This is a genomic window from Catenuloplanes japonicus, assembly GCF_000717135.1.
GTDB classification, from domain to species: domain Bacteria; phylum Actinomycetota; class Actinomycetes; order Mycobacteriales; family Micromonosporaceae; genus Catenuloplanes; species Catenuloplanes japonicus.
The window spans coordinates 1-1,620 of the sequence record NZ_JNXY01000078.1 but is presented as its reverse complement, the minus strand read 5'-3'; the positions used below and the strand labels follow the sequence as shown (position 1 = coordinate 1,620).

General features: G+C 66.3%; 1 protein-coding gene. It reads right to left on the bottom strand.

Features of this window, described 5'->3' with window-relative positions; translation table 11 throughout:
• Positions 1-72: 72 nt before the first annotated feature.
• Complete coding sequence (locus OP04_RS48050; protein WP_198154330.1) at positions 73-1,461, bottom strand: IS110 family RNA-guided transposase; 1,389 nt, start codon at positions 1,459-1,461, stop codon at positions 73-75.
• Positions 1,462-1,620: the final 159 nt, after the last annotated feature.

Sequence of the window (1,620 nt, the reverse complement as noted above, 5' to 3'; positions counted from 1 at the left end):
CCGACCCGAAAATCGAAAGGTGAGTGGGCAGGCGACAGCGCCCGGCGGAGCCGGGTGGGGTGTGGGGTGGGGTCAGGTGGTGGCGGGGTTGGTGTCGTGGATGTGGGCTTTGCCGTCGGTGATGGTGATGGTTTGTCCGGTGACGGCTTCGAGGGCGGCGGCGAGGTGGCGGGCTCTGCGGTCGGGGTTGGTCAGGGTGTCGTGCCATTGCGGGCCGAGGTCGCGGTATTCGGCGGCGGGGTCGGCGAGGAGGTGGTAGATCGCGGTCAGGAGTGAGTTCCCGGCGGCGACCATGGCTTTGCCTTTGCCGCGTTGTCGGGCGATGCGCCGGTAGCGGGCGCCGAGGAATGTCTGGGTGCGGGTCAGGGTCCCGATGGTGTTCCCGATCGTGGCGCCGAGCCAGGGGTTGCCGTCACCGCGGCCTTTGGGTTTGGTTTTCCCTGCTGATTCGTGGGTGTTCGGGCAGAACTTGGCCCAGGAGACCAGATGTTTCGAGGTCGGGAACCGGGTCATGTCGACGCCGAGTTCCGCGATGAGTTCCGCGGCGGTGGAACTACCGACGCACGGGATCGTGGTCAGTTGTTCCACCTGGCGGGAGAAAGGGGCGACCAGCTCCTCGATGTGTGTGTCGAGGACGGTGATCTGGGTGTCGAGCCGGTCGTGGTTGTCCAGCATCATGCCCAGCAGCATCGCGTGATGGGCGGTGAAGAACCGGGTGGTCAGCGCTTCTTTGACCACGCTGATCTTCCCGCGGATCGACCCGCGGGACATGTCCGCCAGGGTCGCCGGGTCGGTCCGGCCTGCGGCCAGGGCGTCGAGCATCGCCCGGCCGGACACACCGAACAGGTCGGTGATCACCGAGGACAGTTTGATCTGGGCGTCTTCCAGAAGTTTCTCGACCCGCTGCCGTTCCCGGCTACGGTCCCGGATCAACAACCGGCGATAGCGGGTGACGTCCCGGAGCCGGCGGATCGGCTCCGGATGGACCAGCGACGGCCGGAACATCCCCCGTTCGGCGACCTTCGCCAGCCATGCCGCGTCGGCCTTGTCGGTCTTCGCCCTGCCGGGCACGTTCTTGACCTCTCGGGCGTTCGCCAGCCGGCAGTCGAACCCCTCGGCTTCAAGAACGTAGTAGACACCCTTCCAATACGCGCTGGTCGACTCCATCACGACCACCGTCACCTGCTCGCACCGCAGCCAGTCCGCCAACTCCAGCAGCCGGGCGGTCGTGGTCGCATACGACCTGATCTGCTGCGTCCGCCGGCCAGGCCGCCCCGGGTCAGGGACCCGCACACACGCCTCCAACCCGGCCTTGCCCAGATCAAGACCCGCGATCCGCTCGACGAACAACTCCTCTTCCACCGGCTCGAACATCCCGCCCTCCCCACATGAGGTATCGAAAGGCGTGACCGCTCGCGGGAACCCACAGGGAAAATTGAAGAATCGGACCCTCGTGCTCACGGCACAATACGCAGCCCCTCGAACGGGGCACCCGCGTCAAACTGGCAGACGGCCTCCACAAAGACCAATGTTCCGGCGACGTCAACGAACGGCCACACCCGCAATTTTCCCGCACACGCGGCGCTCGGAAAAGCCCACAAACTGGCAGGGAGGAGCGCC